The 7,073-nt window shown below is 62.6% G+C and carries 9 protein-coding genes and 1 pseudogene; 5 read left to right on the top strand and 5 right to left on the bottom strand.

Translation table 11 applies throughout. The annotated features are described in order from the left end of the window. On the bottom strand, positions 1 to 387 hold a 387-nt coding region (locus EN984_RS16735), incomplete at its 3' end, for an AsmA family protein (RefSeq protein ID WP_127383833.1). Between the two features lie 153 nt (positions 388 to 540). Here EN984_RS16735 and EN984_RS16730 point away from each other — a divergent pair. Next, the gene (locus EN984_RS16730) at positions 541 to 1,503 is read left to right on the top strand and encodes a Dyp-type peroxidase (RefSeq protein ID WP_127273760.1); all 963 of its coding nucleotides are present in this window, start codon (positions 541 to 543) and stop codon (positions 1,501 to 1,503) included. A 65-nt stretch (positions 1,504 to 1,568) separates the two neighbouring features. Here the strand turns inward: EN984_RS16730 and EN984_RS16725 are convergent, their stop codons facing one another. Together EN984_RS16725 and EN984_RS16720 are read right to left on the bottom strand one after the other, a co-directional pair. Then, positions 1,569 to 2,090: a hypothetical protein gene (locus EN984_RS16725; RefSeq protein WP_127269202.1), complete on the bottom strand. Its 522-nt coding sequence runs from the start codon at positions 2,088 to 2,090 to the stop codon at positions 1,569 to 1,571. Between the two features lie 122 nt (positions 2,091 to 2,212). Then, positions 2,213 to 2,770, bottom strand: a complete 558-nt coding sequence (locus EN984_RS16720; protein WP_245473116.1) for a TetR/AcrR family transcriptional regulator — start codon at positions 2,768 to 2,770, stop codon at positions 2,213 to 2,215. Between the two features lie 154 nt (positions 2,771 to 2,924). Here EN984_RS16720 and EN984_RS16715 point away from each other — a divergent pair, with 154 nt between their 5' ends. Then, positions 2,925 to 3,434 carry a DinB family protein gene (locus tag EN984_RS16715; protein ID WP_127269204.1) on the top strand — a complete coding sequence of 170 codons (510 nt, stop codon included), beginning with the start codon at positions 2,925 to 2,927 and terminating at the stop codon, positions 3,432 to 3,434. Between the two features lie 60 nt (positions 3,435 to 3,494). On the opposite strand, the gene EN984_RS16710 is transcribed toward EN984_RS16715, so the two are convergent. Beyond that, on the bottom strand, positions 3,495 to 4,907 hold the full coding sequence (locus tag EN984_RS16710) for an FAD-linked oxidase C-terminal domain-containing protein (protein WP_127269205.1): 1,413 nt from the start codon (positions 4,905 to 4,907) through the stop codon (positions 3,495 to 3,497). A 162-nt stretch (positions 4,908 to 5,069) separates the two neighbouring features. On the opposite strand from EN984_RS16710, the gene EN984_RS16705 reads away from it, so the two are divergent. Both EN984_RS16705 and EN984_RS16700 read left to right on the top strand, forming a co-directional pair. Continuing rightward, positions 5,070 to 5,549 (top strand): thioesterase family protein, encoded by a 480-nt coding sequence (locus EN984_RS16705; protein ID WP_127269206.1) that lies wholly within the window; start codon positions 5,070 to 5,072, stop codon positions 5,547 to 5,549. 236 nt (positions 5,550 to 5,785) lie between these two features. After that, entirely contained in the window at positions 5,786 to 5,983 is a 198-nt protein-coding gene (locus EN984_RS16700; RefSeq protein WP_013531006.1) for a hypothetical protein, read from the top strand. 16 nt (positions 5,984 to 5,999) lie between these two features. Here EN984_RS16700 and EN984_RS16695 read toward each other — a convergent pair whose 3' ends face one another. Continuing rightward, a complete protein-coding gene (locus EN984_RS16695; protein ID WP_127269207.1) occupies positions 6,000 to 6,479 on the bottom strand; it encodes an Lrp/AsnC family transcriptional regulator in 480 nt (159 codons plus the stop codon). 89 nt (positions 6,480 to 6,568) lie between these two features. On the opposite strand from EN984_RS16695, the pseudogene EN984_RS16690 reads away from it, so the two are divergent. Continuing rightward, positions 6,569 to 7,073 (top strand): annotated as a pseudogene (locus EN984_RS16690) (EamA family transporter); the annotation flags it as partial.

Here is a 7,073-nt window from a genome sequence, read left to right as displayed (position 1 = left end):
GGACGGCCGCATCGCCCAGTCGACGGTGCCGTCATTGGCGATATCGATGGTCGCTTTCGGCCGCACCAGCCGCATGTCGAAGATCAGCACTTCGCCGCGCAGGAAGGGCGCCAGTTCCGCATCCATCGAAAACGTCTCGACGGTCATGGCCGGCTGGCCATTGGGGCCGCCGGCGACCGCGACGTTCGAGAAGGTCACCGAGGGAAACGGCAACAGCCTTGCCGTGGCGTCGCCCTGCACGGTCACCTTGCGGCCGAGGATGGCGCTGGCCTCGCGCTCGAATTGGGCGCGGTAGCCGGTCCAGTCGATAAAATACGGCACCACCAGCGCCGCACACAGCACCAGCACAAAAAGGCCACCGAAGATCACGAACAGGCGAGCGAGCATCAGCTCCGAATGGGTTGATTGAAATTCTGCCGCACTCTACCCGCATCCGCGTGTCGATAAAGAGGCAATTCATCCAGTGTTGCGCGATGTCTCATCCGCAGTTGCGTGATATCGGGCGATCTGAAACAAATCCCGGCGAAGCGGAGAATTCGGATGTCTGGAAAGAACTGGGATCGCGTGCCGATCGATGCGCAAAGTGTCGACGCCCCGCTGTCGCTTTCGGCGGTCTTTCTTGTCGTCACCGTCGCCAGCGGTCAGACCGCGCTCGCCAAGATAGCCTCCGTGCTCGGCGGCCTCGATGATCTCGTCAAAACCGTCGGGTTCCGCGATCTTTCCGGGCGGCTTTCGTGCATTGCCGGCATCGGCCGCGATCTCTGGGATCGTCTTTCCCCAGATCGGCGACCGCTGGAACTGAAACCGTTTGCGCCGATCAAGGGTGCCGTTCATTCGGCGCCTTCGACCGCCGGCGATCTTCTCTTCCACATCCGCTCCGAGCGGCCCGATATGTGCTTCGAGTTCGAGCGCATTCTGCTCGACAATCTCGGTGATGCCGTGAACGTCGTCGACGAGGTTTCCGGCTTTCGGTACTTCGATGCGCGTGACCTGCTCGGCTTCGTCGACGGCACGGCCAACCCGACCGGGCTGGACCTTCCGGCCTCGGCACTCGTCGGTGATGAGGACGCCGACTTCGCCGGCGGCAGCTATGTCGTCGTCCAGAAATACCTGCACGATCTCCAGGCCTGGGCGCGCATTCCGACGCCCGAGCAGGAAGCGATCATCGGCCGCACCAAGATCGACAACATCGAAATCGATGATGACGAGGCGCCGCGCAAATCACACAAGTCGCTGGCCACCATCGAGGATACCGATGGCAACGAGTACGACATATTGCGCGACAACATGCCGTTTGGCAGGCCGGGGCAAAAGGAGTTCGGCACCTACTTTATCGGCTACAGCAGGTATCTCTGGGTGATCGAGAGGATGCTGCAGCGAATGTACATCGGTGAGCCGCCGGGCGCTTACGACCGGCTGCTCGATTTCTCGACGCCGCACACCGGCACGACGTTCTTCGCGCCAACCCGCCCCATGCTGCAAACCCTTGTTGAGGACGCATAGAAGACGCCTGCGGCCGCACGGCAGGCCGGCGCCCCAACGATTTCACCCGGCGATTGTCAGAACCCTCAGCGTGCGTCGCGCTTTGCTTGCGCCACCTTGGCCGCCTTGCGCTGCCGGCCAAGCTCCATCGGTCGGACGAGGTCTTGCGCCCTCTGGTTTGCCACCGACCGCATCCCCTTGCGCGCGGTGCGCGAATTGAAAGCAGGGCCTTCCGGCGTCGCCCCTTGCTTCATGACAAATGCCTTGCGCGCGTTTTCGATCAGCGAAACGCTGGCCGCCAGCTGCCGGCGCCGCTCGGCCTCGCCATTCAGCCGCCGCATGGCCATGGCCAGCACCGCAAGCTTTGTCTGCGAACCGCCATCGGACTTTGAGGGCGCAGCGCCTTTCGGCGCTCCTTTGCCGCGTATCTCACGCTGGCGGCGGTGTGCTTGGGTTTGGGCCTTGTCGCGCCGCTCCCGCAACAGCTTGACCAGGCCGGCAAGATCGGCGTCGGAAAGCTCCTGCACCGCCGGATGGTGCGATTTCTCCACCAGTTCCTGTTCGTCCGCGCTCAGCGCACGCGCCGCTTCCTTGCGTGAAATCGCCATGGCATTCCTCCTCCGCTGGCACGCCTGTCTGTTTCAGGCCATTCGCATGAGTTTCTGCCCCAAAACCGCGTCGGTCAAGAATAGCCCTGCTGACGATGCCGGATGGTCGAATACCGAGCCGCTCAGCCTGTGCATCGGCTGCGCAGATAGGCGCAGACCAGCTCGATGAGTTCCGCTCGCAATTCCGGCGATTGCAGTTCGCCATGTCGCGCTGCGGCATGCACGACCCCTTCGACCGCACCCGACAGCACACGTCCGGCAATGTCGTCGCGCTTGGGATCGGGCTTGCCCGAGGCAGATGCGATCACGGCTTGGTAGCGGCGCAGATACTCCGCCTCGAACTGATCCTGTGTCGAGCGTGCGGCAAGCGGCACCTCGTCGAGCAGGACGCGATGCAGTTCCTGATCGACGCTGTGGGCGGCGACGACGCCATCGACAAGCTTCGCCGCCCGCTGTTCCACCGTGATCACTGCGTCACGCTCATCCGAACCGGATATGGCCGCGAGCACCGCGTCGAGATGGCGTTTTCGGATCTCCTCCGCCAAGGCCAGCTTGTTGGGAAAATACTGGTAGATCGAGCCGACGCTGACACCAGCCGCCGAAGCCGTCTCGTTGGTGGTGAAATGCGCCCACCCACGCCGAGCCAGAACGCGAGCCGCGGCTTCGACAATCGTATCCACGGTTGCGCGGGAACGCTGTTGCCGTGGCGCTTTGCGCACGCTTCCATGCTCTGAGGGAACGCGAGTAGCCATATCAGGGCCTTTTCACCAAAATGCGAGTGTCCGCTCACATTTATCGAGCCAAGCCTGCCACGCAAGTCAATGAGAGGTCGCTATGAGCAACAAGACACTGCTTTTATCCCTGTTCCGCTACAAATCCTGGGCCGACAATGAACTCCTCGCTCTTTTGGCAGAGATCGAAAACGAGACAACCGAGAAGCAGCTTGGCGCGATCCTTGAGACCGTCAATCACGCGCATGTCGTCGACCGGATCTTTGCGTCGAACCTCCAGCAGCAGAAGCACTCCTATCGAGACACGGGCACGAGCAGCACACCGACGCTCGCGGAGCTGTCCAAGGCGATCAAGGAAACCGACCGGTGGTACCTCCGCTACGTCGAACAGGTCGACCCCGAAGAACTGGCGGAGGCGATCCGTTTTGCCTTTACGGACGGCGCCCCCGGGCAGATGTCACGAGAGGAGATGCTGGCACATGTCATCACCCATGGCGGCTATCATCGCGGTGAGGTCGGACGCATAGTGACACAATTGTCGAAGCCATCGTCGCCCGACACCTTCACGGGTTATCTCCATCAGGCAGAGCCCGCCCGCCGAGCACCGGTGTAATCGGAAACCTTACATTGGAGATGCCGGTCCGGCTCCTTCATTGCTGTGGCGGGATAATCCCTACCCTGCTGGCAAGATCTTGCCCGGGTTCATGATATCAAGCGGATCCAGCGCCTGCTTGATCGTGCGCATGATGTCGACGCCGTGGCCGAGCTCGTGGCGCAGGAAACCGATCTTGCCCTGGCCGATGCCGTGCTCGCCGGTGCAGGTGCCGTCCATGGCGATCGCCCGCATGTTGAGCCGCGCGACGAACTTTTCCGACAACGCGATCTCCCTGGGATCGTTGACATCCATCAGCACCAGCACGTGAAAATTGCCGTCGCCGGCGTGGCCGACGATCGGCGCGATCAGACCCATCTCTTCTATGTCGGCTTCGGTTTCCATGACGCATTCGGCAAAGCGCGAGATCGGCACGCAGACATCGGTCGACAGCCCCTTGGCGCCCGGCCGCAGTGTCAGCGACGACCAGTAGGCGTCATGCCTGGCCTTCCACAGTTTGGTGCGCTCCTCGGCGACGCTGGTCCACAGGAACGGCCCGCCGCCATTCTCTTCCGCGATCATGCCAAAGGTCTCGGCCTGTTCGGCAACACCGGCATCGCTACCATGAAACTCGACGAACAGGCACGGGCTCTCGGGATAGTCGAGCTTGGAATAGTTCTTCATCGCCCGCATCTGCAGCGCGTTGACCAGTTCGATGCGCGCCACAGGAATGCCCATCTGGATCGTGGCGATGACCGCGTTGCAGGCCGCCTCGACGCTCGGAAACGGGCAGACGCCGCCCGAAATCGCCTGCGGGATGCCTTGCAGCTTCAAGGTCAGCGAGGTGATGATGCCGAGCGTGCCTTCCGAGCCGACCAGCAGCCGCGTCAGATCATAGCCGGCCGAGCTCTTTTTCGCCCGCTTGCCGGTCGTCACGGTTTCGCCGTCAGCCATGACGGCGGTCAGCGACAGCACGTTCTCGCGCATCGTGCCGTAGCGCACCGCATTGGTGCCGGAGGCCCGCGTCGCGGCCATGCCGCCCAGCGAGGCATTGGCGCCGGGGTCGATCGGAAAGAACAGTCCGGTGTCGCGCAGATGCCGGTTCAAATCCTCGCGGGTGACGCCGGGTTCGACCGTGCAGTCGAGATCCTGTGGATTGACCGCCAGGATACGGTTCATGCGCGATGTGTCGACCGATATGCCGCCGCCCGGTGCGTTGGTGTGGCCTTCCAGCGAGGAGCCGACGCCAAAGGCGATCACCGGCACGCGGTGCGCGGCACAGGCCCGCACGATGTCCTGCACCTCGGCGGTCGTCTCGGGAAAGGCGACGCCGTCCGGCGCCTGCGTCGGAATATAGGTGGTGGTGTGGGCATGCTGCGAGCGGATCGCCTGGCCGGTCTGGAATCGCTCGCCGAGCCGTTGCTTGAGGATGCCGAGCACCGCCGCGATGCCTTCCTCGTTACGTTCGACCGGGTTGAGGTCGCTCAGAGCCATGAATTCCTCCGCGAATGGACCAGCGTCCACGCTTGTTATGCGTCTATGGATGCGTAAAGCAATTCCAGGAAAAGTGTGAAGCGGTTTTCCGTCCGGAATGCGTCAGAACAAATAGAGTCTCCGGAGCCAAGCTCTGTCCAGCGCCAGAACAAGGAAGTTTCGATGCCCATCCCCACTCCCTTCGTCTCGAAACCCATGGACATCGAGAAGGACTGGATCGACTACAACGGCCATCTCAACATGGCCTATTACAACGTGCTGTTCGACCGCTGCTCGGACGACGCCTTCGAGGCAATGGGCATGGGACCGAACTATGCCAGGGATCGCCGCCTCACCATCTACACGGCCGAAGTCCATGTCTGCTACGTGCAGGAGCTGCACCTCGAGCACAAGGTCACGGTCTCCTTCCAGCTCATCGACCACGACGACAAGCGGCTGCGGGCCTACCAGGAAATCCGCCATGTCGACGGCTGGCTGGCCGCGACTTCCGAATCGCTGTCGCTGCATGTCGACATGTCCGGGCCGAAGGTCTCACCCTTCCCCGCCGATGTGCTGGCCAGGGTCGAAGCCATGCGCGCCGCCCATTCGGCACTGCCGATGCCGGTACGGGCCGGCCGTTCGATCGGCATCAAACGCAAATAGGGCGAAGCCGACACCTTCTCGTTCCCGGCGTCAAAGCCACACCGGCAATCTAAAATCGCAGAACCCTCCCATCGGCCGGCAGCAGTGCTTGAAGCGGCGCGGCGCCCTCGTTAACCTTACCAAGGTTTTAACGGGAACAAGCCATCTGAGCCGTTGCGCGACTCAGCGGGTCGGTCGAAAACGATCCGCATCGAGGTAGCGACACGGGCGGCGCGGCGCCGGTTCGAGGAAAGTGCATGAAAACCGACATCAAGGTCGAGGTGGACAGGCTGGCTGCCGATCCGCGCATCACCGACTATGATTTCTGGCGCTCGCTCAAGAACGTCAACAACGAGATCTTCCACATCGCCAACAACAACGAGCCGATCCCGTTCGACATGATCCGCTGGCGCGCCATCCTGAAGCAGGCGCGCATGAAGCGCGGCCACGCATAGGTTCCTCTCCTGTAGGTCAAGCCTGGCGCCTCAACGCTCCCAGCGCCGAGCGCGCCACCACCGGCGACGACTGGATGATCGCCGTATTGGTCATCGCATAAGGAATGATGCGGTCGATCACCCGCTCGAGTTCGGCCACCGAGCCGACATGCGCCAGCGCGATGAAACAATCCTCTCCGGTCACCCGGTCGCATTGCACGATCTCCGGCAGTTCGCGGATGATCTCGGCCACGAGGGCCAGTTGCCCCGGCACCGGCCGGATGCGCAGCCACGCCGACAGCGGCAGGCCGAGTGCCGCCGGGTTGATCCTGACCGAATAGGCCTCGATGACGCCGCTTTCCTGCAGCCGCTTGATGCGCTCGGCCACGCTCGGCGCCGACAGACCGACTGAGCGTGCCAGCTCCGCCGTGCTGGTGCGCGCGTCCTTCTCCAGCAGACGCAGGATCTTCATGTCAGAGACATCGAGGTCGGCACTTTCAGTTCGAAGGCGCTTCATGGGAAATTCCTTGCTTCTGAGAGAAATCTCGCCAGACGAGCCCATCATCACTCATATAAACCGGCAAATATGCCTGCGATACTGAGCCGATGAATGATCAAACGCAAGCTCTTACGGCAGATCCTGCCCCCGGCAACCCCACCCTGGCCAGGCTGACGGAAAAATTGCCGCCGCATGTCTGGTTCGCCGTCAGCGCCGTCTTCCACTATCTCGGGCCGGCTTTCGCCGTGCTGCTTTTCCCGCATGTCGGCGTGCTCGGCATGGCGTGGCTGCGCATCGCCACGGCAGCACTCATCTTCGCACCCCTGACCCGTCCATGGCGAAGCTTCGCCCGCGCCGATCGCTCGACAAGGCTGCTGTTGCTGGCCTTCGGCGCCTGTCTGGCGGTGATGAACTGTTCGTTCTACCTGGCGCTCGACCGCCTGCCGATCTCGCTGGTGGCGGCGATCGAATTCGTCGGCACCATCGGCGTCGCGGCGATCGGCCTCAGGAGCCCGCGCAATCTTGCCGCCCTTGTCGTCGCCGTCGCTGGCACCTTGCTGCTCATCGACGTCAGATGGTCCGACAATCCCATCGGGCTGTGCTGGGCCTGTC

The organism is Mesorhizobium sp. M7A.F.Ca.CA.004.12.1.1 (assembly GCF_003997835.1).
Lineage (GTDB): Bacteria > Pseudomonadota > Alphaproteobacteria > Rhizobiales > Rhizobiaceae > Mesorhizobium.
Note: the sequence above shows the minus strand (reverse complement) of the source record. Positions and strands in the feature narration are given on the sequence as shown.